Annotated in this window: 33 protein-coding genes; 13 read left to right on the forward strand and 20 right to left on the reverse strand. The window is 35.4% G+C overall.

From position 1 onward, the window contains the following. Nucleotides 1-12 precede the first annotated feature (12 nt). Both ACZZZI_RS08810 and ACZZZI_RS08815 read right to left on the reverse strand, forming a co-directional pair. A complete protein-coding gene (locus ACZZZI_RS08810) occupies nt 13-867 on the reverse strand; it encodes a UDP-2,3-diacylglucosamine diphosphatase (RefSeq protein ID WP_463489215.1) in 855 nt (284 codons plus the stop codon). A 372-nt stretch (nt 868-1,239) separates the two neighbouring features. Continuing rightward, nucleotides 1,240-3,738 carry a YfhO family protein gene (locus ACZZZI_RS08815; protein WP_463489216.1) on the reverse strand — a complete coding sequence of 833 codons (2,499 nt, stop codon included), beginning with the start codon at nt 3,736-3,738 and terminating at the stop codon, nt 1,240-1,242. A gap of 244 nt (nt 3,739-3,982) precedes the next feature. Here ACZZZI_RS08815 and ACZZZI_RS08820 point away from each other — a divergent pair, with 244 nt between their 5' ends. From ACZZZI_RS08820 to ACZZZI_RS08845, 6 genes are all read left to right on the forward strand, one after another. Further along, nucleotides 3,983-4,489 (forward strand): GbsR/MarR family transcriptional regulator, encoded by a 507-nt coding sequence (locus tag ACZZZI_RS08820; protein WP_316764096.1) that lies wholly within the window; start codon nt 3,983-3,985, stop codon nt 4,487-4,489. A 102-nt stretch (nt 4,490-4,591) separates the two neighbouring features. Next, on the forward strand, nt 4,592-4,930 hold the full coding sequence (locus ACZZZI_RS08825; RefSeq protein ID WP_463489217.1) for a hypothetical protein: 339 nt from the start codon (nt 4,592-4,594) through the stop codon (nt 4,928-4,930). Continuing rightward, complete coding sequence (locus ACZZZI_RS08830; RefSeq protein WP_463489218.1) at nt 4,882-5,406, forward strand: hypothetical protein; 525 nt, start codon at nt 4,882-4,884, stop codon at nt 5,404-5,406. Before ACZZZI_RS08825 ends, ACZZZI_RS08830 begins: the two co-directional genes overlap by 49 nt. A 3-nt stretch (nt 5,407-5,409) precedes the next feature. Further along, on the forward strand, nt 5,410-5,592 hold the full coding sequence (locus tag ACZZZI_RS08835) for a hypothetical protein (protein WP_463489219.1): 183 nt from the start codon (nt 5,410-5,412) through the stop codon (nt 5,590-5,592). An 89-nt stretch (nt 5,593-5,681) separates the two neighbouring features. Further along, on the forward strand, nt 5,682-6,236 hold the full coding sequence (locus ACZZZI_RS08840; protein WP_463489220.1) for a hypothetical protein: 555 nt from the start codon (nt 5,682-5,684) through the stop codon (nt 6,234-6,236). Continuing rightward, the gene (locus ACZZZI_RS08845) at nt 6,211-6,324 is read left to right on the forward strand and encodes a DUF1731 domain-containing protein (protein ID WP_463489221.1); all 114 of its coding nucleotides are present in this window, start codon (nt 6,211-6,213) and stop codon (nt 6,322-6,324) included. Before ACZZZI_RS08840 ends, ACZZZI_RS08845 begins: the two co-directional genes overlap by 26 nt. Nucleotides 6,325-6,402: 78 nt before the next feature. Here ACZZZI_RS08845 and ACZZZI_RS08850 read toward each other — a convergent pair whose 3' ends face one another. From ACZZZI_RS08850 to ACZZZI_RS08885, 8 genes are all read right to left on the reverse strand, one after another. Then, nucleotides 6,403-6,831, reverse strand: a complete 429-nt coding sequence (locus tag ACZZZI_RS08850) for an Hsp20/alpha crystallin family protein (protein ID WP_463489222.1) — start codon at nt 6,829-6,831, stop codon at nt 6,403-6,405. A 92-nt stretch (nt 6,832-6,923) separates the two neighbouring features. After that, nucleotides 6,924-7,304, reverse strand: coding sequence for a hypothetical protein (locus ACZZZI_RS08855; RefSeq protein WP_463489223.1), 381 nt, complete (start codon nt 7,302-7,304; stop codon nt 6,924-6,926). A gap of 6 nt (nt 7,305-7,310) precedes the next feature. Next, the gene (locus ACZZZI_RS08860; RefSeq protein ID WP_463489224.1) at nt 7,311-7,553 is read right to left on the reverse strand and encodes a hypothetical protein; all 243 of its coding nucleotides are present in this window, start codon (nt 7,551-7,553) and stop codon (nt 7,311-7,313) included. Between the two features lie 5 nt (nt 7,554-7,558). After that, nucleotides 7,559-7,831, reverse strand: a complete 273-nt coding sequence (locus ACZZZI_RS08865) for a hypothetical protein (RefSeq protein ID WP_316764111.1) — start codon at nt 7,829-7,831, stop codon at nt 7,559-7,561. A gap of 275 nt (nt 7,832-8,106) precedes the next feature. Further along, the gene (locus tag ACZZZI_RS08870) at nt 8,107-8,457 is read right to left on the reverse strand and encodes a hypothetical protein (RefSeq protein ID WP_344769584.1); all 351 of its coding nucleotides are present in this window, start codon (nt 8,455-8,457) and stop codon (nt 8,107-8,109) included. Between the two features lie 10 nt (nt 8,458-8,467). After that, nucleotides 8,468-9,031 (reverse strand): RNA polymerase sigma factor, encoded by a 564-nt coding sequence (locus ACZZZI_RS08875; RefSeq protein ID WP_316764117.1) that lies wholly within the window; start codon nt 9,029-9,031, stop codon nt 8,468-8,470. Nucleotides 9,032-9,320: 289 nt separating this feature from the next. Then, complete coding sequence (locus ACZZZI_RS08880) at nt 9,321-10,256, reverse strand: hypothetical protein (protein WP_463489225.1); 936 nt, start codon at nt 10,254-10,256, stop codon at nt 9,321-9,323. Nucleotides 10,257-10,341: 85 nt separating this feature from the next. Then, complete coding sequence (locus ACZZZI_RS08885) at nt 10,342-11,097, reverse strand: DUF4197 domain-containing protein (protein ID WP_463489226.1); 756 nt, start codon at nt 11,095-11,097, stop codon at nt 10,342-10,344. Nucleotides 11,098-11,498: 401 nt separating this feature from the next. Between ACZZZI_RS08885 and ACZZZI_RS08890 the strand changes: the two genes are divergently transcribed. From ACZZZI_RS08890 to ACZZZI_RS08900, 3 genes are all read left to right on the forward strand, one after another. Beyond that, a complete protein-coding gene (locus ACZZZI_RS08890) occupies nt 11,499-12,077 on the forward strand; it encodes an RNA polymerase sigma factor (RefSeq protein ID WP_316764128.1) in 579 nt (192 codons plus the stop codon). Continuing rightward, nucleotides 12,070-13,332, forward strand: coding sequence for a hypothetical protein (locus tag ACZZZI_RS08895; RefSeq protein WP_463489227.1), 1,263 nt, complete (start codon nt 12,070-12,072; stop codon nt 13,330-13,332). The genes ACZZZI_RS08890 and ACZZZI_RS08895 overlap by 8 nt, the downstream gene beginning before the upstream one ends. Before the next feature lie 74 nt (nt 13,333-13,406). Then, nucleotides 13,407-14,021 (forward strand): FMN-binding negative transcriptional regulator, encoded by a 615-nt coding sequence (locus ACZZZI_RS08900; RefSeq protein WP_463489228.1) that lies wholly within the window; start codon nt 13,407-13,409, stop codon nt 14,019-14,021. A 126-nt stretch (nt 14,022-14,147) separates the two neighbouring features. Here ACZZZI_RS08900 and ACZZZI_RS08905 read toward each other — a convergent pair whose 3' ends face one another. Beyond that, nucleotides 14,148-15,158: an inorganic phosphate transporter gene (locus ACZZZI_RS08905; RefSeq protein WP_316764137.1), complete on the reverse strand. Its 1,011-nt coding sequence runs from the start codon at nt 15,156-15,158 to the stop codon at nt 14,148-14,150. Nucleotides 15,159-15,170: 12 nt separating this feature from the next. Continuing rightward, nucleotides 15,171-15,812, reverse strand: coding sequence for a DUF47 domain-containing protein (locus tag ACZZZI_RS08910; RefSeq protein ID WP_316764141.1), 642 nt, complete (start codon nt 15,810-15,812; stop codon nt 15,171-15,173). A gap of 147 nt (nt 15,813-15,959) precedes the next feature. Here ACZZZI_RS08910 and ACZZZI_RS08915 point away from each other — a divergent pair, with 147 nt between their 5' ends. The 3 genes from ACZZZI_RS08915 (at nt 15,960) to ACZZZI_RS08925 (ending at nt 18,790) form a co-directional block, all read left to right on the forward strand. Next, entirely contained in the window at nt 15,960-16,133 is a 174-nt protein-coding gene (locus ACZZZI_RS08915; protein WP_463489229.1) for a hypothetical protein, read from the forward strand. A gap of 186 nt (nt 16,134-16,319) precedes the next feature. Further along, complete coding sequence (gene proB, locus ACZZZI_RS08920; protein ID WP_344769566.1) at nt 16,320-17,399, forward strand: glutamate 5-kinase; 1,080 nt, start codon at nt 16,320-16,322, stop codon at nt 17,397-17,399. 143 nt (nt 17,400-17,542) lie between these two features. After that, nucleotides 17,543-18,790: a glutamate-5-semialdehyde dehydrogenase gene (locus ACZZZI_RS08925; RefSeq protein ID WP_463489230.1), complete on the forward strand. Its 1,248-nt coding sequence runs from the start codon at nt 17,543-17,545 to the stop codon at nt 18,788-18,790. A gap of 280 nt (nt 18,791-19,070) precedes the next feature. Here ACZZZI_RS08925 and ACZZZI_RS08930 read toward each other — a convergent pair whose 3' ends face one another. Together ACZZZI_RS08930 and ACZZZI_RS08935 are read right to left on the reverse strand one after the other, a co-directional pair. Continuing rightward, nucleotides 19,071-20,453: an MBL fold metallo-hydrolase RNA specificity domain-containing protein gene (locus ACZZZI_RS08930; protein ID WP_463489231.1), complete on the reverse strand. Its 1,383-nt coding sequence runs from the start codon at nt 20,451-20,453 to the stop codon at nt 19,071-19,073. An 80-nt stretch (nt 20,454-20,533) separates the two neighbouring features. Continuing rightward, nucleotides 20,534-21,001: a hypothetical protein gene (locus ACZZZI_RS08935; protein WP_424057516.1), complete on the reverse strand. Its 468-nt coding sequence runs from the start codon at nt 20,999-21,001 to the stop codon at nt 20,534-20,536. A gap of 251 nt (nt 21,002-21,252) precedes the next feature. Here ACZZZI_RS08935 and ACZZZI_RS08940 point away from each other — a divergent pair, with 251 nt between their 5' ends. Beyond that, nucleotides 21,253-21,504, forward strand: a complete 252-nt coding sequence (locus tag ACZZZI_RS08940; protein ID WP_316764159.1) for a hypothetical protein — start codon at nt 21,253-21,255, stop codon at nt 21,502-21,504. A 49-nt stretch (nt 21,505-21,553) separates the two neighbouring features. Here ACZZZI_RS08940 and ACZZZI_RS08945 read toward each other — a convergent pair whose 3' ends face one another. The 6 genes from ACZZZI_RS08945 to ACZZZI_RS08970 all read right to left on the reverse strand — a co-directional run bounded on the left by ACZZZI_RS08945 (nt 21,554) and on the right by ACZZZI_RS08970 (nt 26,618). Continuing rightward, the gene (locus ACZZZI_RS08945) at nt 21,554-22,231 is read right to left on the reverse strand and encodes a type 1 glutamine amidotransferase domain-containing protein (RefSeq protein ID WP_463489232.1); all 678 of its coding nucleotides are present in this window, start codon (nt 22,229-22,231) and stop codon (nt 21,554-21,556) included. Between the two features lie 86 nt (nt 22,232-22,317). Then, complete coding sequence (locus ACZZZI_RS08950) at nt 22,318-22,887, reverse strand: Crp/Fnr family transcriptional regulator (protein WP_463489233.1); 570 nt, start codon at nt 22,885-22,887, stop codon at nt 22,318-22,320. 117 nt (nt 22,888-23,004) lie between these two features. Next, entirely contained in the window at nt 23,005-23,376 is a 372-nt protein-coding gene (locus ACZZZI_RS08955; protein WP_316764165.1) for a hypothetical protein, read from the reverse strand. A 287-nt stretch (nt 23,377-23,663) separates the two neighbouring features. After that, complete coding sequence (locus tag ACZZZI_RS08960; protein WP_316764168.1) at nt 23,664-24,167, reverse strand: hypothetical protein; 504 nt, start codon at nt 24,165-24,167, stop codon at nt 23,664-23,666. A 46-nt stretch (nt 24,168-24,213) separates the two neighbouring features. Next, nucleotides 24,214-25,257, reverse strand: coding sequence for an MBL fold metallo-hydrolase (locus ACZZZI_RS08965; RefSeq protein WP_463489234.1), 1,044 nt, complete (start codon nt 25,255-25,257; stop codon nt 24,214-24,216). Between the two features lie 419 nt (nt 25,258-25,676). Beyond that, nucleotides 25,677-26,618, reverse strand: coding sequence for a DUF6705 family protein (locus ACZZZI_RS08970; protein ID WP_463489235.1), 942 nt, complete (start codon nt 26,616-26,618; stop codon nt 25,677-25,679). Between the last annotated feature and the right edge of the window lie 37 nt (nt 26,619-26,655).

The following is a 26,655-nucleotide window of genomic DNA, read 5'->3' on the forward strand; positions in this document are numbered from 1 at the left end:
GAATATCTAAAATTATCGGGCAATTTCATACTTAATATTTTGTAAAAGTAGATTAATGTCTAATTTACTCTTTAAATCTTCTGCATCCGAAAGAATTCCTTCATCAACTTCATCCTTAACAAAATCTTTATGTTCATACTTAAAAATGCTCCAGCTTTGATCATTATATTCGAGCGCTGTTAAACTTTCTACCCAATCTCCGCTATTCAGATACGTAACTTTCCCGCCTTCTAGGCTAATTTCTCTTTTCTCTGGCTGATGAATATGACCACAAACCACATACTCGTAACCTTTCTCTATTGCAAGTTCTGCTGCAACCTGTTCAAAACTGTTAATGAATTTAACCGCATCTTTAAATCTGGCTTTTATCTTTTTCGAGAAACTCATTTTCTCTCTTCCAAAAGCCGTTAAAAACCAGTTAACAAAGCTATTTATCAAAATTAAAGTATCGTAACCTACAGCGCCCATTTTAGCCAGCCACTTAGAATGTTGCATGGTTACATCAAAAACATCGCCATGGAAAAACCAGGCTTTTTTGCCATCGAGCTCCATAATTAATTTATTTCCTAAATGAAAGGAGCCCATTTCCATGCCATCAAACTTTCTCAGCATTTCATCGTGATTGCCAGTTAAATAATGAACTTCTACACCCTCTGAAACAAATTTCATTAGCTTACGAATTACCTTCATATGCGATTCGGGCCAATAACTTTTACTAAACTGCCAGATATCGATTATATCTCCGTTTAAAATGAGTGTTTTAGGCTTTATGCTTTTTAGATATTTCAAAAGTTCTTTGGCATGAGAACCATAGGTACCTAAATGTACATCGGATATAACGACTACATCGACATTTCTTTTATCCATAAAAGGGAATTTTTAGGGGAGGGGGCTTTATTACCGCCTGGTTTAGGCAGTTTAAACAGATTGAGATTATATTACCACTCTTCTTCCTCATCTAGTTTAACCTCAAAAGGGCTAAAAAAATAAATGATGATTATTAAGAGACAGATGGCAAAAAATGATTCCAACATAATATCTGATTTACAATACAAAGGTAAGACACTGTTTATCAAACAAATGTTACGCCATTGTTAAATTTATTACCAAACTGATAAAGTATGTTAAATGGAATTTTGGATGAGTATTTTGAAACAGAAATCTTTTAATTGTTTAATAAAAACAAAAAACCCATAAGCTGCTGCCTATGGGTTTGTAATTTATTTAGCTAACTTATTGCTAAGCCTTTGCTGCTTTTTTCTTTTTGTTTTCTGAATAAAAACCAAAGCTTAAACCTGCCACTAAAAGAATTGAACCTGCTAGTGAAATATTTTCGCCAACGTAATAAGAAGTTGGGTGAAAAATAAACTCTAATTTATGGTTACCAGCTTCTAATTGTGCTGCACGCAAAACATAATCAGCTCTGAAATATGGCTTTTCTACACCATCGATGTACATTTTCCAACCTTTATTGTAATAAATTTCAGAGAACACAGCAACAACATCCTTTGCTGTAGAATATTCATAGGTTAAATGATCAGGATTGTAATTGGTTAACTTAATAAAACCTTCTTGTCCTGTGCCTAGAATTTTGCTGTTCATTAAGCCCTTAAAGCTTTCATCAACAATTACTTCTTTTTTTGCATCAAAACTGCTGATGGCTTTCATTTCTTCATCAGAATTTTTAACATATTGTACACTTTCTACAAACCATGCATTACCACAAGCGGTAGCGTTACGTTGCATTTTGTAGGAACCATTTTGCTGATCTTGTGTAATGATATATTTCGTGTTCAACATATCTAAAACATCCTGATTGATGCTTTTTGAGAATTGATTCTGAATTAATTCATCAAAACGTTTCAATTTAGCTGCATGGTAACCACCAATTGTTTTGTGGAAAGCTGATGTACTTGCATTTGAGAAGGTATTGATGCTCATATCGAAAACCCTGAAATTAGGATCTTTATCTGCTGAGATAAAATTATCAACATCACGCGGCTGGAAATAATCAGAAAGATCTTTCTTAACCTCGAAGTTATTATTATTTAAATATCTTCTATCCACTTGCCACATATCAAGCAATATGGCAAAAGAAAGTAAGCCTAACGCCAACTGAAGATTCATTTTCTTCTTAATCAACGCCCAAACAATTCCAAAACCAACAAGTACGAAAAGGAAAGAACGTATAGCATCTGCTCGGGCAATAGAGATTCTATCTTCAACTAAACCGTTTGCTACTTTTTGAGCAAGTGCTGCATTATTTTGTAGGGCCTGGGTTAATGCCTGAACAATTTCGGCATGGTTTGAAGCCTTAAAGCTGAATAATAACGTTGGTGCTAATGCTACAATTAAAGAAAAACCGCCTACAATTCCGGCTGACCATGTTAATTTTTTTATTAAAACCTTTTGTTCTGTAGTTCCTTCTTGTGCTTCTTTAATGGCTAATACTGCTAAAACAGGAACCATTAAACCAACGACGGCGAGGATAGATTCTACCGCTCTGAATTTATTATAAAGCGGGAAGTAGTTAAAGAATAAATCGCTTATTAAAGGAAAATGTCTTCCGTAAGAAAGCAAGATAAACAATACGGTTGTAGATAAAATCCACCATTTTAATGGATTACGTACAATTAGCAAACCAAATATAAAAAGGAAACAAATAATAGCCCCAAAGTAATAACCACCTTGCGTAAATGGTTTATCGCCCCAATATTGTTGCATATTAAACTGCTGACCAAGAGATTGAATAGCCTGAATAGTTTGATTCTGATCTCCTCCTGTTACTTCTGAAACCGCTTTGTACATATTGCTTTCTGGCTTAACCAAAGCATCAACACTACTTGCACCACCATATAAATCAGGAATGAAAAAAGTAAAACTTTCTCCAACACCCTGGCTCCACTGATATGCATATTCTTTAGTCATACCTGTATCTTTACCAGCAGAAGCCGCAACAGTTAAATTAGATTTACCACGATTTGTTTCTTTAGCATACTCTGCTGTAGACCACAATAAACTCGCATTAATCATTACCGCAAGTATAACAGAGACAGCTAAAAAGCCGAAAGCTTTGGTTAAAGCTGGTAATGTTTTTGTTTTATATGCCTGATAGATTTCTATTCCAACAAAAATCAAAATCGATAACATTAGGTAATAAGTCATCTGAACGTGATTGGTTCTGATTTCTAAAGCCAGGAATAATGCAGTTAAGCTTGCGCCATACCAGTACTTACCCCTCATTGTTAGAATAATACCTGCTATAATTGGCGCAAAAAATCCAATAGCTAAAGCTTTACTACTATGCCCGCTGGCTATGAGCACAAAATTATAGGTTGTAAAAGTGAACGCTATGGCCCCCGCAGCCGCTAGCCACGGATTTACCTTTAATACAATAAATAAGAAGTAAGAGCCGATAAGCAATAATAATACGGTACCTACAGGACTAGGAAATGCTTTTGTAATTAAGGCAATGCCGTAAGTTGCACCATTGTATGCGTAAGGAACCCAGATTTGATAAGCTGGCATTCCACCAAACATTTGGTTTGTCCAAAGTGGGGCTTTACCGTCTTTCTCTTTGAAATCCATAATTTCTTTTTGCATCGCCTTCGATTGGATGACATCGCTTTGGACAGGCGTTTTGCCCTGTAAAACAGGACTGAAGTAGGCAAAACAAATGACTACGAAAATTGCAATAATGGCTAAATGAGTGCCATTGTTTTTAAACCAGTTATTCATTAAGGTTTGTTTAAGTTTAAACGAACGTCAAAAATAAAAAATAGAACGGTATATTAAAGGAATAAATTGAAAGCCTTTACATTAAAAATTTTAAGCTTACTAAAACCATCAATCTACTTACAAAAAATGCAAGAAAAATTTAAAGTACATCAAATTAAAACCAACAAGAATTTAATGAAATAACTTCAATAAAAATAAACTTTCAAAATATATTGAAAGTTTAAAAATATATTTATATTTGTATATGGAATTAGCAGCAGCAAAACTTAAATTTATAGAAGCCTGGGGCAAGCTAGGCTCTGAATGGGGCATTAATCGCACCATGGCTCAAGTTCATGCGTTGTTATTAATTTCTTCGGAAGCCTTAACAACCGAGGAAATTATGGAGCAGTTAAGTATTTCCAGAGGAAATGCAAATATGACGCTCCGCGATTTAATTGGCTGGGGTTTAATAGAAAAACAACATAAAGCAGGCGAAAGAAAAGAATATTTCTTTGCTGACAAAGATGTTTGGAATATTGCCCGTCAGGTTGCCAAAGAAAGAAAGAAACGAGAGCTAGAACCTGTTCTAAAAGTTTTGAGCGAATTATCAGACGTTACAGGCGATGATCAAGATCCTGAATTTAAAACCTTCAAAAAATCTATAGCTGATATTAACAAATTGGCCAACAATGCTGATAAAACCATCGAAACGATGTTAAAGGCAGAAGAAAGCTGGTTTTGGGGCTCCATATTAAAAGTATTTAAGTAATCTATTAGCTATAAATATAAACTGATTACCAAGAGCCTTAACTGGCTTTATTTTTTAACACAAACTTTCAATTTTTACTGAAAATTTAAAAACTTAATTTATATGAAAACGTTAGCCAACCATGTTATCCTTTTCGATAATGAATGCCCAATGTGTTTTGCTTACACAAAAGCTTTTACCAAACTAAAAATGTTACCTGTTGATGGCCGTGAAGCCTATCAGGAAATGCCAGCAGACATTTGCCCATTTGTAGACAAAAAAAGAGCTGCAAACGAAATTGCTCTAATCAACACAGAAAACGGCGAGGTAATTTATGGCATCCCTGGTTTATTCAAAATTATTGGTCATGCCATGCCTGTTTTTAAACCTTTGTTTGGCTTTGGTCCCTTTCTGTGGATTATGAAAAAGTTTTATGCTTCATTTCACACAATAGAAAAGTAATAATTCCAGCAAAAGTTAAAGTAAATACTGTACAGCCAGATTTTAGGCTTCACTATCGTATTATATATTTAATTTTAACCTGGTTTATTACCGCTTATATTCTAACTGGTTATGCACATTTATTAACTGATTTTGTCCCACTAGGAAACAGCTACCGGGAATACTTAATTTGTGGCGGACAAATGTTTTTTCAGGCAGCTGTAATGTTGTTCTACAACAGTAATAAAACGTGGAACTACTTAGGTAATATGATGACGATATCTTTCGCTGGTTCATTGCTACTTTTAATTCCATTATCGCTTGCAAATTACTTTTATATTGAACCCATATTTTTTATCGCCTATTTTTCAGTAACTGCTGGATTAATGTTTTTAGAGCATTTACGTCGTAGTAAAATTCTAGAGTTAGGCATGATAATGAGCTTTACCTGGGTAATTTATCGATTAATTGTATTGGCTTTAATATTAGCACTGTAAATCATGAAATACAATAAAATAGTACTCGCAGGCGGCAATGGTTACTTAGGCGGTGTTTTAGCCAAACATTTTAGCAGCATAGCTGATGAAGTAATCATTCTATCTAGAAAACCAAAAGCCATAGAAGGTAACATTAAAACCATATTATGGGATGCCAAAACTGAAGGCGATTGGGTGAATAATTAAAGTGGTGCTAGTTTAATGGTTAATCTCTGCGGAAAAATGTGAACTGCAGGTACAACGATAAAAATCGTCAGGAAATAATAAACTCTAGAGTGTTACCAACCAACTTGTTAAACCGAGTTATAGAGCAGTTGGAAAGGCCTCCATTGTTATGGATAAATATTACTTCTGCTACCATTTATCGCCATGCAGAGGACCAAGCACAGGATGAAATAACTGGTGAAATCGGTTACGGGTTCTCTATTGATGTTTGCAAAATCTGGGAAGAAACCTTTTTCCAGGCTACAAATCCAAAAACACGTAAAATTGCTCTACGACTGGGCATTGTTTTAGGACGAAAGGACGGAGCTTTTCCACGGCTGCTCAATTTGGTTAGGTTAGGTATGGGCGGCAAACAGGGAGACGGAATGCAATATGTTAGCTGGATACATGAGCAAGATGTTGCTTTGAGTATAGAATGGCTCTTAAATCAAAAAGAAATAAAAGGCATAGTTAACTGCACTGCACCAGATGCAATTAAAAATAATGAACTGATGAAAAGCCTATGGTGTACCATTCGGATTACCAGCGCCAGCGTGGCTTTTAGAAATAGGTGCGAAAATTATTGGTACGGAAACCGAATTGATTTTAAAAAGCAGATGGGTTAAACCTTCTGTTTTATTAAATTCTGGCTTTAAATTTCAGCATGGTTTTATTGACAACGCTATACATGATATTTTAAGTTTGAGGATTTAGAGCGACAATCAAACAAGCTGCAGAAACAAAAAAGTCTCGATGAAAATCGAGACTTTGCAAAAGTATAATAGACAAAACTTAATCTACCAAAATATTTTTTTCTGGTGTATTTGTTTCGGGATTTTTAGGTAAGGTTACTTTTAAAATTCCATCAGCGTAAGTCGCAGAAATTTCCTCGTTAAGTACTTTTCCATTTAATGCGAAAGCTCTTTCAAAAGCCTCGTTCCGATATTCTCTTCGGCTAAATGCTTCTGGGTTTTCTACACTTTCGTTTGGTTTATAAGAGATGGTTAAAATATCATCTTTTGTTGCAACCTTTAAGTTTTCTTTAACCAATGCAGGTGCAAATAAGTGAATAATAAAACTGCCTTCTGTTTCTTCAATGTTTACGGGAACGCGTCTAAGTCCAAATCCACGATTAAACATTTCTTGTGCTTGTTGTGCGAATCTACCGCCATGGTGGTGTCCGCCAAATCTGCCGCCTTTTGGGCCACAGCCTCTATTCATTTTGCCTGTTTGGCATCTATTTTCGTTGTACATGTTTTTTTAATTTTAATTGTTTACTACTTGTTAAGTAATGGCTTATTCGGCCACAAAAATTAATTGGAAACACCAAACTGAGTTTTTGGTATACCCAATAATTGGGTAATTATATTTGCATAAGGATAAGCAGGTGCAAATACCGCGTAATCGAATTTTAAACCCTTTATCTGCCCTACGATATCATCTATAAATTTCATCGGTTCGAGCAAGGCGCTAATTAAACCTGACTTTGGCTCTTTATTTTCTTTGTTATTGAAAATATTCAAATCCTGAGCATAAGGTTTAAAATCAGCACCAATTCCTTCAACGGGATTTTTAAATTCATTTGAGCTAAAAAAAGTAACTTCCTTTCCGCTATGAATTAACTCATCTGCAAAGCTCAAGATCGGCTCAGCTGAAGTATCATATGGGTTTGATAAAAAGAGTACGCGTGACATAGTTGCTTATTTTATGGGTATAATTTTTTCTGTTGTATCTGCTTTTGTTGTTGCAGTATCAATCAATGTTCTATCGCGATGTATGTAGCCATGATTTCTGCGGTGCTCATGATTACAATCATGTTCGTGGTAATGCCTGTTTTTAAAATCCAATCTATCGCGATATCCATTTTGAACAGCCAGTACATTTAAGCTGTAAAAAGTAGCACCTGCAACTGCTAAGGCTAATAATATTCTAAATGCTTTCATGTCGGTTAATAATTTACGTTAATGTTATTTTCCACTCCGTTATTTTGAACCGCTGGCTTGTACCATTGTCCATCAATAGGAATAATTTGATTGTAATTACTATTTGCATAGTAAGCATCGAAACGTTGAGCGAAATGTCGGCGCTTGCTATGAGCAAACATTCTGAACACCATTCCAATTACCATTGCAATTAGAATAAACTTAAATATGAATGGAATGAAGAAAGCAGTTGCACCAAGTACAATCCCGAATCCTATGGCTTTTAATATTTTTTTCATGTTGTTATTTCTTGTTTTAATCGTGATGAAGCTAATCATGAGTTTTGAAACTTAAGTTTTGACTCTCAGCTCATGATGGTTTCATTTGCAATTTCTTGCTATTTAAAAAGGTAGACGGTGGAGATTTATTTTTACTTTAAATAATTTGAAAAATATTTTTACCATCTAAGGAAACCAAGTGAATCTTAGTTAACCATCTGAAACATATAAGCTCGATGTTAAACATTAGCTGAATTTATCCCATAAAAAAAGCCAGCTTTTCAGCTGGCTTTAAATTATTCTTTATTTCTATGGCCCCATCCGCCACATCTTCGTTTATATTCCTCTTTAAATTTTGCTCGTTCTTCCTCATTCATACTATCCCATTTCGAGCGCAAACCCCATGCTTTTTCGCGAAAATGATTGCCAGGACCACCATTGCCTTTATTAAAGTTGCCAAATAGAATTCTACACAGCACCAATAAACCAAGGGCCTGCCAAAAATTTATTCGCCCTGCATGAGTTACTTCAGGCAAAATGCAATTCCACAAATACATTACAACATACCCTAATGCGGCGGCAATTAATGCCACAACGGGTAAAAAGAAAATGAATTTCTTGCCCTTGCTAAATTTTCTACTTCTCATCTTCTGCAAATTAATAATTAATAAATTCTTGATATAAATTTTGTAAACGATTACGCAAGTGTTTTACAGCGTAACCTTTTCTCGATATTAACGTTTTGATATTTTCGCCGCTTTCATCGGCCAGTTCCTGAAAAGTGCGGTCTTCTAGTTCATTTTGAACAAAAACATATCGCTGGTTTTCGGGCAATTCTTCTAAAGCAAGAAATAACTGATCCCAAAAAAGTTTCTTTAAACTTTCTTCCTCTGGCGAGAAAGACTCTGCCAATAAAATTTCTCTGAAATTAATTTCGCCATCTTCTCCTTCATAACTAAAATCATCCAATAAAGCTTCCCTTTGTTTACGGTGTTTATCGGTAATTTTGTTGCGAGCTACTCGGTACAACCAACCACTAATCTGCTCAATTGCACCTGCTTCGGGTTGATTGCTTAACTGATACCACACATCCTGCAAAATATCCTCCGCATCCTCATCCGTTTTCACCCGCCCGCGAATGAAACTAAATAAGCGCTTACCATAGTTGGCAACCGTAGAGATTATATTTTGAGATTCGTTTGTTGGCACTATTGCTTGCATTATAACCAGTAAACGGATGAAAATTAATATTACTTTAATTTTTTTTTATTTTTTTTAGAAAGGCAGGTTTCGGCTCATTTTTGAAACGGCCGCCCCGCTCTCGCTTCAATCTTTTTTATCTGTGTTTTGCGAAACCAATTTAAGTATCTGCAACAAAAAAGTATTTTACGCTAAATCGGGCTTAAATAAGTTGGGCTAATCAGTGTAACTTAAAGGATGTGCAGCGCTATAAAATTTCGTATTAAAAAGAGAAAGCACTAAAAATATCGACTAACGATAGCATTAACACCTATTTCAATGCTCCAGTTGGATTAGTCCCCTTATCCACAATGGTTTTTATATTACCGCTTAAATCAGAAACATATATTTTGCTGTTTGTAAATGGCTTTTCAGCACCACTGAAGAAAATTCTGTCATCGGCGGTTACAAAAACATATGGAACATTTAAACCTTTTGGCGAAATACGTTCTACCTTTTTACTCGATAAATCCAATACATAAACAGCTTCACTTGGGCCTATCAATCCATCAACAACATCCTTATTGCCCGCATTAAAAATTAATTTCGCACCATCTTTGGTATAAAAAAAGCGATTGCTGCTCGCAATGCTGAAATCACTTCCAATTAAGCTGGCTATAGATTTTGTGTCGATTAATTTTCCAGAAATATCAAAAGTATAAAGGTTAAGCAAATCTTGAGCGAGAAGTTCTTTATCGCTTTTCCAGGTTGGCGAATACACGTTAATTTTCGATGCGTTATCCAGTATTACAAATCCCGAATTATCTGCTTTAATTACACCAACTTTCCAAAGTTTTTTATCGTTAAAAATGCTGAAAGCAATTTCATTTCCACTTGCCGACCATACCGCCTGATAATAATTATCGTTATTAACTTTTAATTGCAACTGGCTTTTGTTTTCCATATCTGCAACCCAAATGGCTCTGTGCCCAGCGGTATCGTTTACGGTATAGGCTAGTTTATTTCCATCGGGTGAAATCGCTGGGTTTGTTGCACCGCCGAACGAAATCTGCTTCATGGTATCGATACTTGTAGCTACAATTTTGCTTCCATCCTGGTAAGCTAAGGCAAAATTTTTGCCACTCAACGAAACGGTATCAAGCATTGCTTTTGATTGCTCTTCTGAGCCGCCGTTAGATTTACAGGCAGAAAATAGCGCAAGGCAAGAAATAAAAAGCGTTGCTAAAAGGATGTTAAACTTAGTCATGTACAATTTTACAAATTGTTTTTAAACAAAAAGATTCAGGCTCTTTGGAAACCTGAATCTGTTGTTTTTATGATTTTAATAAGACTTAACTTTTCTTCTTATCTGCATAACCGAACACTTTTTGTAGCAAAGTCGAACTTCTCGAACTAAAATTATCTCTTATTTTTAATTCTTCTTTTGCAACTTCTATAAATAAACCATCGATGGCTTTCTGAGTAACATATTCTGTTAAATTCGTATTTACCGGTTTAACTAAAGGCAACCTATTGTATTGTGAAGTTAAATCGCTGTAGTATTTGGTTGCATTTACCTTACTTAAACTGGTCGTTACAATCGGACTAAATTTTTGCATCAACTGTGCGGTGGTTACTCGTTTAAAGTATTCTGTTGCCGAGTTTTTATTGCCTAAAAGAATGTTTGTGGCATCAGTTAACGTCATTCCTTTAATCGCCGATATAAAAATTGGTTTGGCTTCTGTTGCTGCATCTTCTGCGGCACGGTTTAAACTGGTAATCACATTATCGCAAAGCGAGTTTAAGCCAATACTGCGTAATGTTCTTTCTACTTTTTGTGCTTCTGAAGGCATTAAAATTTTAACCGCCAAATTGCCTAAAAAGCCATCCTTAGCAGATAACCGATCTGCTCCTGCAGAAACACCAATTTGCAAGGCCTCTTTTATACCTTGTCCGATTTCTAAAGTAGAAGGGGTTCCAGTAGCACCCGTTGTAGATTTTTCGGTTACTTTCTTGAAAATATCGCTTAGCTTAAACTGAGCGTTGGCCTTTAGGTTTGTAAATAATATTAATGCTAGGGATGCAGATAAAATATTAATTCTCTTCATTTTTTGTGTGTTTAACTTTGCTATGCAAAATAACTGCCATAAATTTTTGTTGCCCACCAAAGATAAAGCTTTGTGAAAAATTGAATTAGTAAATCTTTAATGCCACTGGCGTTTCTTGCACAAATTTGAGTTATCTAAACCCGATTGTAATGTAAATGCTCCTTTGATGCAGCAACTCTGAATTTGCGTGTTATGCTGAGGCACGAAGCATCTGCTACCAATGAAACAAATGCTTCATTCATTCAAATGCCAGAAGTTTAAGATTGTAATAAAAAGCGGGACTATCGTAACCAAAAACGAACTGGTTTTGCTTTCAAAAAACAACTCCAAATGATTTTATAGCAGCGCACTCAGAAATATTTTTTATACTTGAAAGATTATACGATTAAGCGCCCAATTTTTTGAAGTTTATAAAAATAACAGCTGGGAATAACCAGCAAGACGATGCCAAACTAATTGCCGAGTATAAAAACTCGGGCGATTTGGACTCGTTGGGTACGCTTTACAATAAATATATGCATTTGGTTTTCGGGGTTTGCTTAAATTATTTTAAAGATGAGGAGCAGAGTAAAGATGCGGTTATGCAAATTTTTGAAGAACTGGTAACCAAACTCAAAATTCATGAGGTTCAGAATTTTAAAAGCTGGCTGCATGTTTTAACACGAAACCATTGTTTAATGGCACTGCGGAAATCTGCAAAGCAAAATAACGTTTCTATTGATGATACTTTTGTGGAAAATACAGAGTTTGTGCATCTGGATATTGACAATACAAAAGAAACGCAGCTTACCATTATGGAAAAGTGCATGGAAACTTTGCCCGAAGAACAGCGAAAAAGCGTAGATTTATTTTATTTACAAGAAAAATGCTACAAAGAAGTGGCCGATATTACGGGCTACGATATGCTTAAAGTTAAAAGTTACATTCAAAACGGTAAGCGAAATTTGAAAATTTGTATAGAGAAAAATAGTAGTGAATAACGATTGGTTAGATATTGATGTTCTAGAAGATTACCTAGATGGTAAGCTTGATGCTAAAGCTATGCACTTTGTAGAAAGACAGGCTTTAGAAGATCCTTTTGTTGCCGAAGCTTTAGAAGGGCTTAAACAATCGCCAAAACGCAAGCAAACGCTTTCTATTCTTCAAAAACAACTTCACGATCGAGTTTCTCAAAAACCTGTTAAACGTAAACTTTGGGGCATTACCACGCATCGTTTAAGTATTGCGGCAACGGCCACTGTTGCGTTTATCGCGGTTAGCATTTTGTTTTTCATGCGTGAAACTACTCGCAGAAACAACGAAGTTGCATCGCGAAATGCAAGTGGTGTTATGGTAAATTTAGATTCTAATACAACTATTGCTTCGGTTGAACCAAAAAAAGATGTTGCTGAGGATGTTGCTAAAACTACCTTAATTGATAAAGCTATTGTTGAGGCCAAAACTGGCGCTTTAGCCAAAAACACTAAATCTGCGCCTGTTTTAAGAAATGCAGAGCGTGAGGCTGCTAGTGAAATACTATCAGATAATATGGCGCCAAGCAAAGCCAAAGCAGAAAGCTTTTCAGAAAGAAAAGCAGTAGCAGAAGAAGCTGTTGTTGCTTCGGCTCCTGTACTTTCGGGAAGTAGTTTGGTTTATAGTGGCAATGTAGTTACGCAAAATGGGCAACCCGTTAAAGGGGCAATTGTAAAACTAGCAAATTCGAAAGCCGTAACAGCGACCAATGCTAATGGATTTTTCTCTTTACCTGTTGATAGTGATTATAAGACTAAAGAGGTTTTGGTTAAGGCACAAGGCTTTAACGATCGAGCGGTTACAACGGATCCGAATGCGATAAGAATGGCGTTAACTGGTGATAGATCTTTAAATGAAATTGCTTTAATTACCAGATCTAACGGGCAAAAAAAGGAAACTGTTGCGCCACAAAAAATTGTTTTACGTGCGGTAGAAAACCTGGATAAATCAATAGGTGAAATTACAAAACCTGTTCCTGTTTCGACTGTAAATTACCAGCAATATTTAGAGAGCAACAATAAACTTTACAATCCAAACGGTCCTGAACAGTATGTTATTTTAAGCTTTAAAGTTAAAAAGAACGGAAGACCAACAAATATCAGCGTAATTAAGTCGCTTAATAAGCAGGCTGATGAAGAAGCAAAACGGCTTATTCAGGCTGGACCAGATTGGGTATTACCTAAAAAAGGTACCGACCTTGTAGAATTGAGTGTTAAGTTTTAACCCATTTGTTTTTAAAACAAGGTTAATCTTAATAACACAAAAAACCGATTTATATCTTTCCTCATACCAAAGCGATGTACAAATTACCATACTTTACAACCGATAATCAGGAGGAAATTCTTGATTTTTTGCATAATAATACTTTTGTAACCCTGGTGGGTTTCGATGGAGCGTTTCCCGTTGCAACCCAAATCCCAGTTAAAACTGTTATAGATGGAGATTCGATTAAACTAATCGGCCACATTATGACGAAAACTGATCACTTTAACGCTTTTCAGAAAAATAAAAATGTGCTGGCGATCTTTACTGGTGCTCATGCTTACATAAGTGCCTCAGTTTACGAAAATCCAAAGTCTGCTTCCACCTGGAATTATAAAACCGTTCAGGCAAAGGGAATTATCAGACTCTTAAATTCGAAAGAAACTTATCAGGTAATTAAAGATTTAACAGATAAGTATGAAAACCCTGAAAGCAGTCCTGCGGCTTTCAATAAAATCGGAGAAGATTATATTCAAAAACATTTAAAAGCGATTACAGGCTTCGAAATCTCGGTTACTAATATCGATCATGTTTTTAAAATGAGTCAGAATCATTCTGCGGCAAACAAAGAAAACATCGTTAAGAATTTGGAACAAAGCGATGATGTTTTAGCGAAAGAAGTGGCTAAGGAGATGAAAGACAATTTATAAGTTTTTCTTTGCCATGTAAGACATCTAAGAAAAAAAGTACAAACCTTAGATTTCTAATATGGTGAAAACAAAAATACCTAAGCTTTTCGGCTTAGGTATTTTGAGTATAATATAAAGGATTTTGTTTTATTTGAAGTAATAAATTGCTGCATAAATAATGGCAGCTAAGGTTGCGGAAACAGGAATGGTTAAAATCCACGCCCAGATTAGGTTAATCGTTACACCCCAACGCACTGCCGATATACTTTTAACAACACCTACACCTACAATCGAACCTGTAATGGTATGCGTAGTAGAAACAGGAATTGCAAAATGCTCTGTAATACCAAGTGTTACAGCACCAGCAGTTTCGGCAGCTACACCTTCCAGCGCAGTAACCTTTGTAATTTTAGAACCCATGGTTTTAACAATTTTCCAACCACCACTCATTGTACCTAAAGATATAGCAGAGTAACACGCAACTGGCACCCAACCTGGCATAGCTTCGAAGTTAGGAATAACTTTAGCGGCAATTAAGGCCGTTGCAATAATACCCATAACCTTTTGCGCATCATTACCACCGTGGAAAAAACTTAATGCTGCAGAAGATAAAAGTTGCAAGCGTTTAAACCATTTTTCAGCAGTAGCAGGTTTCGCATAGCGACAAACGTTAATAATAACCAATGTTATAATTACCGAAATTACCATACCAATAACTGGTGCTAATACAATAAAAGACACAATTTTCACCACATAACCCATGTTTACAGCATCAAGCGGACTCGCTCCCGTAAGTAAGGCATGTGTCATACCTGCACCAGCAAAACCACCAATTAATGTATGCGATGAACTTGATGGAATACCGTACCACCAGGTTAACAAATTCCATATAATTGCGGCAACCAAACCAGCAAGAATAACCTCTAAAGTGATATAATTTTCGATTACCGTTTTAGCAACCGTGTTGGCCACTTTGTGGTCGGTAAAATAAAAGTATGCTGCAAAATTAAAAAGTGCAGCCCACAAAACAGCCTGAAAAGGCGTTAAAACTTTTGTAGAAACAACTGTTGCAATCGAGTTAGCGGCATCGTGAAAGCCATTAATGTAATCGAAAGCAATAGCCAGAATTACAACAACAACCAATAAGGTAGTTACCATGTTTGTTTTTTATTAAGCGTTTTTAACTAAGATAGTTTCAAGCACGTTCGCTACATCCTCACACTTATCTGTCGCTTTTTCTATCGTTTGTAAAACCTCTTTTTGTTTAATTAATTCAATTGCATTTGTTTCGTATTCAAATAAGCGGGCAACCGCTAAAGTAAATACATAATCAGCTTGGTTTTCACCGCTGTTAATACGAATACAAGCATCAGCAATTACACGTATGTTTTTAAAGCTGCGTAATTCTTTAATTGCTTTATCAATATCAGTACACATTTCTACCAATAACTCAGCAATTTTAACAACTGGCTCACTAATCGCATTCATGTTATACATTTGCATACGATTTGCAGTACCATAAATATAATCAGCAACATCATCAACAGCAGTTGCCAGTTGGTGAATGTCTTCTCTATCAAACGGTGTAATAAAGTTTCTGCTTAATTCAAGGAAAATCGAATGGGTAATATCATCACCAACGTGCTCTAAGCGCTCAATTTCTTTAAAAATTGTTTTTCTGCTTTCAGCATCAGCCGTGCTTACCATTTCTAAAAGAGTTTCTGCAATTTTCAATGCATTGCTACCAGCTTGCTCAAAAAGAGGATGGAATTTTCTATCCTGAGGCGTAAAGAACTTAAAAATATTGTTCATGTTAATTTTTAATATGCTGCAAAGCTACAAGCCCAATGTTAAGTTAATGTTAATTTCTTAATTATATTAAGAAATACTGGGCTGTTTTATAATATATTAAGTCTCTGGTGGTAAATTTAATCGACTGATTTATAAAACTGACAGATCATGAAGTCTAGTTATTTGGAAACGAATGCCAGTTATCACTTCGGAAACTCTAGCCCTGCTATCGCTCCAAGTCCGCATTCGTACCTCAGTTGCGGACTTTCTGCTTTATCAGATTTAAAAACAAAAGGTATTCAGTTCTTGGCAAATTTCACTTTTCCCATTATACACTTCTAAGAATAAAGAAATATTTTCTTCGTTACCGAAAGCCTTCAGCTATTGTCACAAGTATAAATTCAAATCCGTAATTATCTAAAAACAAACAATTATCATTTTCGTAAAAATCTACTAAGTCTATTGATAATCATCTTAATTAAGAAAATTGATGTTAAATTGGCATCATTAAAATGTGATAGAATAATAATGAAATTAGGGTACAAAAAAATAGTTGTTAAAGTTGGGTCGAATGTAATTACGCAAGCTAACGGGTTGCCAGATGAAAGCAGAATCAATCATCTTGTAAATCAACTGGCCGAAGTTAAGCAACAAGGCATCGAAGTCATTTTAGTTTCTTCTGGTGCTGTTGCCTCTGGAAGAAGCTTAATTAAAGTTTCCGAAAAGCAAGATGCAGTAACCACAAGACAGCTATTAGCAGCCATTGGTCAGGTAAAACTGATTAATACCTATTCTAATTTCTTTGCCGAACATCATATAAAGTGTGCGCAGGTTTTAGTTACCAAAGAGGATTTTCGCGATCGGGCACATTATCTTAACATGAAAAACTGTATGCAAATTTTGCTTCAGAATGAGGTAATCCCTGTAGTAAATGAAAATGATGTGGTTTCGGTAACCGAATTAATGTTTACCGATAATGATGAGCTTGCTGGTTTAATTGCTTCAATGTTAAATGCCGATGCATTAATCATCCTTTCAAACGTTAATGGAATCTACAATGGCGATCCGAAGCTCGCTACTTCAGAGGTAATAGAAGAAATCAAAGGCTCGGTTACTAATCTGGCTTCTTTTATACAAACTGGTAAATCATCTTTCGGTCGTGGTGGTATGATTACCAAAACAACGATGGCGCAAAAAGTTGCCAAATTGGGCATTGCAGTTCATATTGCTAACGGAACGAAAGATAATGTGCTTACTTCTTTACTAAATGAAGATTTGGTTCATACCCGATTTGTTCCTGAAAAAATTAAATCAGGTAAAAAGAAATGGATTGCACATTCGGAAACGGCGGCAACTGGAATTGTTAAACTAAATGATGGAGCAAAAATGGTCTTAACATCTGGTAAAGCGACAAGTTTGCTTCCCATCGGCATTATTGAAATACAATCCGATTTTTTAAAAGGCGACATCATCAAAATTATAGATGAAAATAACCAATTAATAGGTTTAGGCATTGCAGAATACGGATCTGATAAAGCGAAAGAAAGAATTGGGCAGAAAAAACAAAAGGCATTAGTGCATTACGATTATTTTTATTCGGCGATTTAAGCTGAAAGCCTAATTTAACCACAAAGTATACAAGGAAAATACACAGAAACACACAAAGCTAGATTCATTTTCTCAATTTCTTTGCGCTTTGTGTAAAACTAAAGCATAGAATAATAGCTTGATGCTTGATTGATACTACAAAAATGGAATACAAACAATACTTCGAAAAGGCGCAACTAGCCAGTCGCAAACTGAATGGCGTAAGTAAGGAAAAAACAAATGCTGTTTTAGCCGATTTGGCTGATGCTTTAATTGCAAACACAGGGCATATTTTGCAGGAAAACTTAAAAGACCTTGCAAAAATGCCCGTCGAAGATCCAAAATATGATAGACTAAAGCTTAATGCTGAAAGAATAAAAACCATTGCTGGCGATATCGAAAGCGTAGTGAATTTAACCAGTCCGTTGACAGAAGTTTTATCAGAAAGAATTTTAGATAATGGCTTGAATTTAAAAAAAGTTCGGGTACCGTTGGGTGTGGTTGGTGTAATTTACGAAGCCCGACCAAATGTTACTGCTGATGTTTTTTCGCTTTGCTTCAAAACGGGAAATGTTGCAGTTTTAAAAGGTGGAAGCGATGCCGAGTTTTCGAACTTAGCCATTTCAAAAGTGATTCAAAGTGTTTTAATCAAGCATGAAATCGATCCTAATGTTTTAACCTTATTACCAGCAGAACGAGCAGCCACCGAAGCTTTGCTAAACGCAAGAGGTTTTGTAGATGTATTGATTCCACGCGGCAGTCAATCGTTGATTGATTATGTTCGGGAGAATAGCAAAATCCCTGTAATTGAAACTGGAGCGGGCATTGTTCATACTTATTTTGATGAATCGGGTGATTTAGAAAAAGGTAAGGCAATTATTTTTAATGCCAAAACCAGACGGGTGAGTGTTTGTAATTCGTTGGATTGTGTGTTAATCCATGCAAATAGATTGAATAATTTAGCTGAGCTTTTATCGCCTTTGGCTGATGGAAAAGTTGAACTTTTTGCTGATGAAAAAAGCTATGAAATTTTAAAATCCACTTATCCATCAGCACTTTTAAACCCCGCAACTGAAGAACATTTCGGAACGGAATTTTTATCTTTAAAAATGGCAGTTAAAATTGTCAATGATTTTGATGCAGCCTTAAATCATATTGCATATTATAGTTCTAAACACAGCGAGGCAATCATTTCCGAAGATGCAGAAAATATAACCCGATTTTTAATTGAGGTAGATGCCGCTGCGGTTTATGCCAATGCATCAACAGGATTTACCGATGGCGCTCAGTTTGGTTTAGGTGCAGAAATTGGCATTAGTACCCAAAAACTTCATGCCCGTGGTCCGATGGGATTAGAGGAATTAACCAGTTATAAATGGGTAGTGAGGGGTGATGGGCAAGTGAGGAGATAATTAAAATTGGTTGATGAATGACGATACATTCACTATTGAATAAAAATTAATTTTTTGTACTGGCCAGACAGGCTTTTGTCTTTTTGACAACAAAAAGAAACAAAATTAACGACTGAAAATTTTTCTATTGAAGTCAGTGATGTGGCTGTGATAACCTATGCTAAAAAAATGTTAAGGCCGTATTATAGTAGAACGAAGATTTGCTGCTGAAGCTGTGTTAGGCTAAAGAGCAAATCCTCTGATGGTATCGTTTTACATTTAAACCATGACGACTGATACACTAAATCTCAAATACCTCTCCTTTTTCAGGCGCAACCACATTAAACCCATCTTCCGTTAAAGCTGATGCCAAGCTTTGTAAGCTTTTATCCTCTCCATGAACCAGAAAAACCTTTTTTGGTTGGCCAGTTTGTTTTACCGTTCTAACCAAATCATCATGATCGCCGTGGCCGCTTAGCAAATCGGTTTGGCGAATGGTGGCGTAAACCATCATTTCACGATCTTTAATTCTAACAATTGGCGCACCACTTAAAAGTTTATATCCCAGCGTTCCCTTGGCGCAATAACCAATAAAAAGAATGGTGCAATAATAATTTTGGATGTTGTAATATAAATGATCCTGAATACGCCCACCCTCCAACATTCCTGCCGAAGAAATGATGATGCAGGGATCAAAGTAATTAGAGACATCTTTACTTTCTTTCATGGTTTGAACATAAGCCAAATGCTCAAATTCAAATTCATCGCCCATGGTTTTGTAGAAATCTTTCGCTTCCTGATTAACCAAATTATGGTGTTTTCGGTAAACATCAGTCGCTTGTATGGCCATCGGGCTATCGACAAATATTTGAACAGGAGGTAATAACTTTTTAGTAAAAATTTGGTTTAATGCAAAAACCAATGACTGTGTTCTACCGATACTAAATGCTGGGATAATTAAACGGCCAGGCGTTTTGATACATGCTTCTTCAATTTCTTTTACCAAACGCTGTTCTAAAGTTTGGTCTTTTGTGTGGTATCGGCCACCATACGTAGATTCACATACAAAATAATCAACCTCAGGTATTGGTTCTGGCTTCACTAAAACAGGATAGTTTTCTCTGCCAATATCGCCCGAGAAAGCAATTTTCTTTTCTTCTCCTTTATCGTTTATCGTTAAAATGGTTGCCGCAGCACCCAGCAAATGCCCAACAGGCACAAACGTTAAACTGATATTGCCATTAATTTTGAAAGGCTTGTTGAAAGCAATTGTTACGAAACGATCAATCGTATCCATTACATGTTTATGCAAATACAAAGGTTTCGGACCACTGAAATTACCCCGCTTTGTTCTTGGTTTTCTGCTTTGTTTACGTAAAAAAAGTTCAACCGAATCGAACAACAAAATCGAAGTTAAATCGGCGGTCGGCGGTGTACAAAGCACCTGACCATCGAAACCGAGGCGCACCAAGGTTGGTAAATTACCCGAATGGTCGATATGTGCGTGAGTTAAAATAACCAGATTAATATCGGCCGGATCGAAAGGGAATTGTTGATTATCTTCCTGATAGGTTTCCTTTTCATAATCCAAACCACAATCTATCAGTATTTTATAATGCTCAACTTCGAGCAGGTGCATACTTCCTGTTACCTGTTGCGCCGCACCCCAAAACGTTAACTTCATCTTCTAATCTTTCGGTAAATTGTTTGGTGTAAAGTAATACAAATGACGCGATTTTTAAGCAAGATGGCGTAATTTTTTAGTTAATGAAGCGCTTTCCATCTTTTTGCAGCCTCCAGCAATTGTAATTTTCTTTCCTCAGAAAACGCAAATAAATCATCGCTTTTAATAACATCATCATTTAGTAAACCGATAATTGTTGCATAATACATCGAGTTCCTCAAACCATCATATCTAATTGCAATTTTTTTATCAAAATCTTTTACTGCATTAAAAACTGCATAATAATGTGCTCTATTATCTGCAGGTTTTTCAGTCTGCCATTGTTGCAATATGGTGGTAAATTCATTCATTCCTGCTGCAAATTGCCGCTGTAAACCGATTTCAAAAATAGACCTGCAAATTCTGTTTTCCGCTTTAGTAAAATCCATTATTAAAGATAAAAATTTATTTTTTTTAAAATCAAGTGCAGTAGTGCTTTCGTCAGTTTCTCTCCCGTCTTTTGTTTCAAATCCTCTCCCGAAAAAAAATTCGGCATTCCGATTTTCCACTCAACGGGGTTTAGGTGCCGCAGATAGATGCAATTTTGTAGCAGCTTAAACCCTATTGCAACAGAAATCTCCCATTTAAACATCTGTATTTATTTTTTTTGGGAATGCTTGCTTGATAGACAGGTTTCTTGAGGAATTGTAGTGAGCGGGACTGTTATCTGCCATGAACTACGGTTATTGATTTCCAAAAAAACTGTAAAAGGTAATTTGTGCTTTCTGGCAAAGCCTTATCTTTACCAAAAAAACTCACCATGCAAGAACCATTTGATATAGAAATAGGCCCAATAAATTATTCGGTTTTTCCTGAGGGAAACGACTCATATACCATTTTTAAAGATGGAAGAGAATACATTCAAATTCAAAAAGATACTTCTTCCATTTGGTTGAAGATGGATTACAAAACCGAACTTCCAATTTTTGAGGAAGATGAAGAAGTGAATGCAATTGGGCAGGCTATTGAGAAATATGTGCCCGAAGAGGAAGATGAAGAAGAATTGGAGTAAAATAAATTTATAGAGGATGTTTTGTTTTGCAACCTCTATAAATTTAGTTTTATAATAGTTTTAACAACTCTTCGGCTACTTTTTCTGATGATGCTGGGTTTTGACCAGTTACCAATAAACCATCTACAACAGCGTAAGGATTCCAATCTTCTATTTTGGTATAAATTCCACCATTTTTCACCAACATATCTTCTACTAAAAAAGGAACTACTTTGGTTAGCTGAACCGCTTCTTCTTCGGTGTTGGTAAAGCCCGTTACATTTTTTCCGTTAACTAAATATGCTCCATCAATTTTAACATCCTTTAATACACCAGGGGCGTGACAAACAAAGCCAACTGGTTTATTTGCGGTGTAAAAATCGACTATTAATTTTTGAGAGGTAGCACTTTCTGCCAAATCCCAAAGCGGGCCATGTCCTCCAGGATAAAATACAGCATCATAATCCTCCATTTTCACCTCTGCTAAGGGAATTGTTTGCTTTAATTTATTTAACAGAACGGTGTCTTTATCCATTCTTCTGGTGGTATCGGTTTGAAATGTTGGATCTTCGCTTTTAGGGTCTATAGGTGGTTGACCACCTTTTGGCGATGAAAGAGTGATTTCGATTCCTTTATCTGTTAAAGTATAATATGGGGCAGCTAATTCTTCTGACCAAAAACCTGTTTTTAAACCTGTGTTTCCTAATTCATCGTGGCTCGTAAGCACGAATAAAACTTTCTTATTCATATATTTTTATCCTAAGTGTAAGACAAAATTAGGGCTAAAATGTTCGGCTGCACAGGACTTGAATCACAGATTTTTTGTGAGTCAAATCACAATTTTGTAGAAAGCCTACTCAGTGTTTCTCTCGAAATACCCAAATAGGCTGCAATAACGGTTTTAGAAACCCGCTGAGAAAGTTGTGGATATTGGCGAGACAATTGCTCAAATCTTTCTTTAGGGCTAGTTGTTAGTAACGATAAAATTCTTTGCTGCAATGCAACATAACCAGAACTATTTTTTATCCTAAAAAAATGCTCCATTTTGTGGCTTTCATCGCAGAGTTTATCTAAGTTTTCTTTTGAGATAGAAAGGAGCTCTACATTTTCTAAACAGATAATATTTATAATTGATTTAACGTTGCTGTAGAAAGCCTGGAAGTCTGAAATCCACCAGTTTTCCATAGCAAACTGAATGATATATTCCTTACCATTTGCATCTGTAAATGTTGCTTTTAAAAGTCCTTTAATTACAAAATAGATATTTTTTACTTGTTCATCTTCTTGAATTAGATACTGATGCTTTTTAAAATGTTTAAACTTGAAATGGCTATTAATATGTGCAAACTCTTCATCAGTTAGTAAAACAACTTCCTCAATATGTTTTTTTAGTTCAGCACTCATTTTATAAATCTAGATAAATTCGGAACTTAACACGATTTTTTCTTAAAAAAGTATGTTAAAAATATTGGGCAAAAAAAAATCCCGATTCACATCGGGATTTTTTGAAAGTTTAAAATATTATCTTGTACAATCGGCTGTCCAGGTACCATTACTGTTCGAAACTGCCATTTTTAAAGAGCTGGCATCGATGGTAATTCCAATTAAACCTGTACCAACACTTACATAAGTATTTCCGCTTTCCTGAAATTTAACCCCTGTAATATCAGGAATGTTGTTACCAAAAAAGAAACTGTACGTATCACTTACTTTAGTTACGGTTACTTTACCGTCGGTGCTGTTGGTTACAGTCTGGCCATTTCGGTAAGAAACTGTTCCCTTATAAGTTCCAACGAAAAAATCGCGATCTGCTGGATCGGTGTCTTTTTTACACGATACCATTACTGTTAGTGCTATTAAAAGCATGCTGAAAATTTGAACTGTCTTTTTCATTTTATTGTTTTTCAATGTTAAAATCTGCTGTGGTAGACAACCGATCTGTTTAGTTAAATGTAACAGCGTAATTACAACCACTGTGCCAAAAGGCTTATTTATCTATTGAAAAAGCCATCAAAATTTAAGAAAAAGAAACATTTAAGTAATTTAAAATACTGATAGGTAGATGGTTAATTCAAATTATTACTATGCATTCATGCATAGTAATACCATTAATCAATCAAGAAACTTAATATCTTTAAACAATTAATACTGTTCAGTTATAAGGAAGAGAGAGCAAAAAACTATTTAAATTTTTCATAAATGTAAGATATCAAGTCGCTACCATAAAGGAATGATAGGGAAACAATCGCCAGTAGCAATAAAAAAAGAAGCATTCTTTTTAAAAAAAGCTTTACTCGATTTTCATCATTGATGAATTTATAATCGGCTATCAGGAAAATTAAACCTGCAATTATGCCCGATGGAATTCCTAACCAGAAGGCCAATAATGTAGAAAGAAAGCCAAGAGGGTAAAACAACATCCAGGCGCAGAAACTAAAAATGGAGCTAAAAATTAAAAACAGCAGACCTTTAAAGAAATTCTTGCCCATCAAGCCATACATAAGCACCAATAGGGCAATGGCCAAGGAGATATAGGTGTAAACGAAATCTGAAATGAAATTGCTTTCGTGTTTTTCGAATGGAAAAATGATGCATAAACTCATTAACAGAATAACCACACCAACGATTAGATAGGTTTTTCTATCTCTTATTAGCGCTGCTAAGTGTTTGTTTTCACGTATCATAATCCTTTAAAAATAGCTTTCAGTGCCATACTTGCTAGCTTACAATTTACTTAACGCCCACCCACCACTGTCGAAAAACTTGCTTGTCGTTTTTTAAATAAACAAACTCACCAATAATGGGCGTAACTAGCGGAATTTTCGTTGTTTTGTTTAACGCTGTAATTTTTGTTAAAGGTTCATCCCAGGGGTGATTGGCTAAAACAAATTTCGAAGAATGCACGGGAAATAATCGCTTTGCGTTTAAATCTTTTGCCGCTTTTAAAACTTCGGCAGGCTGCAAGTGAATGTATTTCCATTTTACATCGTATTGACCATCTTCGAGTACAGCCAAATCAATCGGACCGAATTTTTTACCTATTTCTGCAAAGTGCGTATCGTAACCACTATCGCCACCGATATAGATTTTCATTGTTGGGCTTTGTAATACATACGACATCCATAGCGTATTATTTCTGGTAAAGCCTCGGCCCGAGAAATGTCTTGCTGGTGTAGTATGAATAAAAAATCCTCCGCCAAAATCAATGGTTTCGTTCCAATCCTTTTCTAAAATATTTTCGGGTTTATAGCCCCATTCTTCAAAATCTGCACCAACACCTAAACCGCAAATTACTTTTTGGGTTTTGGCTCTGAGCTTAATTAAAGTCTCATAGTCAACATGATCATAGTGGTCGTGAGAAAGAATAAGATAATCGATGTTTGGTAAATCCTCTACTTTGTATCGATCTGTTCCTTTAAATGCAACAACTGTTCCTGGAATAGGTGAAGCATTGCCACTAAAAACTGGATCAATCAAAATGCGTTTTCCATCTAATTGAATAAAATAAGAGGAATGGCCAAACCAAACCAGCACATTTGAATCTGTTGGTAGTTTCAATAAATCTACCTTTTGCGATGGAATACTATCAACTGGCGTTAATCTTGGGTAGTTGGTGAATAATTTATCGGCAATAATTCCCAGGGTGCTGTAACCCTCGGTTACCGCTGGAGTGTTATTAATATTTTGAAAAACACCATCTTTAAAATGTGGTGATTTTTTCATGCGCTCTAATCTTGCACCTTCTGCCGCTTTACCAAATAAAGGCTTTTTCAAATAAAAATAGGTAGTCAAAAAAAGTAATACTATTAGCGTACTTAGAATGATAAAAAACCATTTTATCGTTTTAATAATTTTATGCTTCATAGAAAAATTGTAGCGAAATTTTATTCAAAGTAATGCAAATATTGATGCAAATTACTCGGTTTGAGAAAATTGACAGTGTTCTGTACATTCTTTCTAACAGAGATATTAATTATTAGCCTCGAATTATATTGAAATTACCGTGTAAAAAAACCGATCGTGGCAATAATGACGACGAAAATTCCAAAGAAGATTAGTAGCGTGGAGATTATCTGCCAAAATTTCTCGCCTGATTTACACCTAATGCATGTTATCGCAATTGATGGGAATTTCTGCATAAGTTTTATCTATCAAAAGAATTGATGGACAACCGAAAGAATGACTATTTTTTGTTACTTTTTCTTTTCGGTTTTAACCAGTTCAGATTTACCGTTTTCGATTTTATATGAAGTAATATGAGTGTAAATATCGTTTTCGTAAACCCTTTCTTCCTTTATCAAAAACAGTTTCTCATTTTGCCAGCGAAAATATTTAGTTCCTTCGTTTCCACTTCCATCTGCATCTATGGTTTGAGCTTCTTTTCTAACGGCATCAAAAAATACGACGCCCATTTCATTAAGCTGTGTGTTTTGGATAAAACCACGTTTTTCGGGATAATAGATGAAATAGCGATAAGAATAATCGCCTTTGGCTAAACCAGGATAATAGATCGGAACTTTAAAATCCAAGTAACCATCAAAATTCAAATCCTCTAGTATAATTTCGGCTTCCTTAGTATAAACATCCTCAAAATCTGTGAAAATCCAGCGCATGCTTTTGTTAATGAAAACCTTTAGCGAAACTAAGTCGAAATAATATTGCGCATCGGCTGGAATGTAGTCTAGCTTTGCTCGGTTTCTGGCATATTGAAAAACGTAGTTCGATGGATTAAATGCTTTTAAATTTTCTTTTGCGGCTAGTTTAACAGTTAAATACAAAGTATTTTTAGCGGATTTTTGCCAAGTTCCATTCAAAGAAATCTGATCAATGTAATTCAATTTAAAATTCCCAGTAGTTTCATATTTACGGTTTGCAATATTAAAAGTATTTTCTTGCAAGTTTAATTCGCCGTCTTTTAACATGCCTTCGAGCATGATTTTTTGTGTATTACCATTTTTCTTGTAATAATACTCGCCCGCTACACTATCACTCTTTTGATTTATTTCCAATCTCATTTCTATAGGATATTTATCAATTGAGCCAGTAAAATTTATAATTGATATAATTTTCGCCTCTTGAGCTTTTATCTCAAAAAAAGAAAATGTTATTAATAGCATAACAAGCATTTTTTTCATAGCATATTGTCTTTTTATTTAAATAATCAGCTTTTGA

Source organism: Pedobacter sp. AC190 (assembly GCF_979258025.1).

What these genes read in the sequence shown, in the direction of transcription:
- ACZZZI_RS08945 (WP_463489232.1), bottom strand. Translation starts at nt 22,231, where the DNA reads ATGAATAAGAAAGTTTTATTCGTGCTTACGAGCCACGATGAATTAGGA.
- ACZZZI_RS08835 (WP_463489219.1), top strand. Translation starts at nt 5,410, where the DNA reads ATGAAATACAATAAAATAGTACTCGCAGGCGGCAATGGTTACTTAGGC.
- ACZZZI_RS08915 (WP_463489229.1), top strand. Translation starts at nt 15,960, where the DNA reads ATGAAGTCTAGTTATTTGGAAACGAATGCCAGTTATCACTTCGGAAAC.
- ACZZZI_RS08910 (WP_316764141.1), bottom strand. Translation starts at nt 15,812, where the DNA reads ATGAACAATATTTTTAAGTTCTTTACGCCTCAGGATAGAAAATTCCAT.
- proB (WP_344769566.1), top strand. Translation starts at nt 16,320, where the DNA reads ATGAAATTAGGGTACAAAAAAATAGTTGTTAAAGTTGGGTCGAATGTA.
- ACZZZI_RS08955 (WP_316764165.1), bottom strand. Translation starts at nt 23,376, where the DNA reads ATGAAAAAGACAGTTCAAATTTTCAGCATGCTTTTAATAGCACTAACA.
- ACZZZI_RS08810 (WP_463489215.1), bottom strand. Translation starts at nt 867, where the DNA reads ATGGATAAAAGAAATGTCGATGTAGTCGTTATATCCGATGTACATTTA.
- ACZZZI_RS08925 (WP_463489230.1), top strand. Translation starts at nt 17,543, where the DNA reads ATGGAATACAAACAATACTTCGAAAAGGCGCAACTAGCCAGTCGCAAA.
- ACZZZI_RS08880 (WP_463489225.1), bottom strand. Translation starts at nt 10,256, where the DNA reads ATGACTAAGTTTAACATCCTTTTAGCAACGCTTTTTATTTCTTGCCTT.
- ACZZZI_RS08900 (WP_463489228.1), top strand. Translation starts at nt 13,407, where the DNA reads ATGTACAAATTACCATACTTTACAACCGATAATCAGGAGGAAATTCTT.
- ACZZZI_RS08940 (WP_316764159.1), top strand. Translation starts at nt 21,253, where the DNA reads ATGCAAGAACCATTTGATATAGAAATAGGCCCAATAAATTATTCGGTT.
- ACZZZI_RS08820 (WP_316764096.1), top strand. Translation starts at nt 3,983, where the DNA reads ATGGAATTAGCAGCAGCAAAACTTAAATTTATAGAAGCCTGGGGCAAG.
- ACZZZI_RS08855 (WP_463489223.1), bottom strand. Translation starts at nt 7,304, where the DNA reads ATGTCACGCGTACTCTTTTTATCAAACCCATATGATACTTCAGCTGAG.
- ACZZZI_RS08870 (WP_344769584.1), bottom strand. Translation starts at nt 8,457, where the DNA reads ATGAGAAGTAGAAAATTTAGCAAGGGCAAGAAATTCATTTTCTTTTTA.
- ACZZZI_RS08950 (WP_463489233.1), bottom strand. Translation starts at nt 22,887, where the DNA reads ATGAGTGCTGAACTAAAAAAACATATTGAGGAAGTTGTTTTACTAACT.
- ACZZZI_RS08815 (WP_463489216.1), bottom strand. Translation starts at nt 3,738, where the DNA reads ATGAATAACTGGTTTAAAAACAATGGCACTCATTTAGCCATTATTGCA.
- ACZZZI_RS08865 (WP_316764111.1), bottom strand. Translation starts at nt 7,831, where the DNA reads ATGAAAAAAATATTAAAAGCCATAGGATTCGGGATTGTACTTGGTGCA.
- ACZZZI_RS08970 (WP_463489235.1), bottom strand. Translation starts at nt 26,618, where the DNA reads ATGAAAAAAATGCTTGTTATGCTATTAATAACATTTTCTTTTTTTGAG.
- ACZZZI_RS08905 (WP_316764137.1), bottom strand. Translation starts at nt 15,158, where the DNA reads ATGGTAACTACCTTATTGGTTGTTGTTGTAATTCTGGCTATTGCTTTC.
- ACZZZI_RS08860 (WP_463489224.1), bottom strand. Translation starts at nt 7,553, where the DNA reads ATGAAAGCATTTAGAATATTATTAGCCTTAGCAGTTGCAGGTGCTACT.
- ACZZZI_RS08825 (WP_463489217.1), top strand. Translation starts at nt 4,592, where the DNA reads ATGAAAACGTTAGCCAACCATGTTATCCTTTTCGATAATGAATGCCCA.
- ACZZZI_RS08930 (WP_463489231.1), bottom strand. Translation starts at nt 20,453, where the DNA reads ATGAAGTTAACGTTTTGGGGTGCGGCGCAACAGGTAACAGGAAGTATG.
- ACZZZI_RS08875 (WP_316764117.1), bottom strand. Translation starts at nt 9,031, where the DNA reads ATGCAAGCAATAGTGCCAACAAACGAATCTCAAAATATAATCTCTACG.
- ACZZZI_RS08960 (WP_316764168.1), bottom strand. Translation starts at nt 24,167, where the DNA reads ATGATACGTGAAAACAAACACTTAGCAGCGCTAATAAGAGATAGAAAA.
- ACZZZI_RS08850 (WP_463489222.1), bottom strand. Translation starts at nt 6,831, where the DNA reads ATGAATAGAGGCTGTGGCCCAAAAGGCGGCAGATTTGGCGGACACCAC.
- ACZZZI_RS08885 (WP_463489226.1), bottom strand. Translation starts at nt 11,097, where the DNA reads ATGAAGAGAATTAATATTTTATCTGCATCCCTAGCATTAATATTATTT.